At 68.0% G+C, this 634-nt stretch carries 1 protein-coding gene; it reads right to left on the reverse strand.

The genetic code is table 11. From position 1 onward, the window contains the following. Positions 1 to 5: 5 nt before the first annotated feature. Positions 6 to 632, reverse strand: a complete 627-nt coding sequence (locus H9623_RS19145) for a superoxide dismutase (protein ID WP_129429624.1) — start codon at positions 630 to 632, stop codon at positions 6 to 8. Positions 633 to 634 lie beyond the last annotated feature (2 nt).

Genomic DNA, 634 nt, shown 5'->3' on the forward strand with positions numbered 1-634 from the left:
GAGGGTCAGGCGGGGATGATGAGGCCTTCGCCCTGGGTGCGGGCGCGGGCGAGGCGTGCGTCGGCGTCGGCCCAGTTGACGAGGTTCCACCAGGCGGTGACGTAGTCGGCGCGCACGTTCTGGTAGTCGAGGTAGTAGGCGTGCTCCCAGACGTCCAGGAGGACGATCGGGACCAGGCCCAGGGCGATGTTGCCCTGCTGGTCGTAGAGCTGGACGATGATGAGCTTCTTGCCCAGGGTGTCCCAGGCGAGGATGGCCCAGCCCGAGCCCTGGACGCCTGCGGCGACGGCCGCGAAGTGCTTCTTGAACTTCTCGAACGAGCCGAAGTCCTCGGCGATGGCTGCCGCGATGTCGCCGGTGGGCTCGCCGCCGCCCTCGGGGGAGAGGTTGGTCCAGAACGCGGAGTGGTTGACGTGGCCGCCGAGGTTGAACGCGAGGTTCTTCTCGTGGAGGTTGACCGCGGCCAGGTCGCCCGAGTCGCGGGCCTCGGCGAGCTTCTCGAGTGCCGTGTTGGCCCCGGTCACGTAGGCCTGGTGGTGCTTGGAGTGGTGCAGCTCCATGATGCGGCCGGAGATGTGGGGCTCGAGTGCGCCGTAGTCGTACGACAGCTCGGGAAGGGTGTAGACAGCCATGG

It is taken from the genome of Oerskovia douganii, from assembly GCF_015142735.1.
GTDB classification, from domain to species: Bacteria; Actinomycetota; Actinomycetes; order Actinomycetales; family Cellulomonadaceae; genus Oerskovia; species Oerskovia douganii.

Excerpts from the sequence above, each read along its gene's own strand:
- H9623_RS19145 (WP_129429624.1), bottom strand. The coding sequence starts at position 632 with ATGGCTGTCTACACCCTTCCCGAGCTGTCGTACGACTACGGCGCACTC.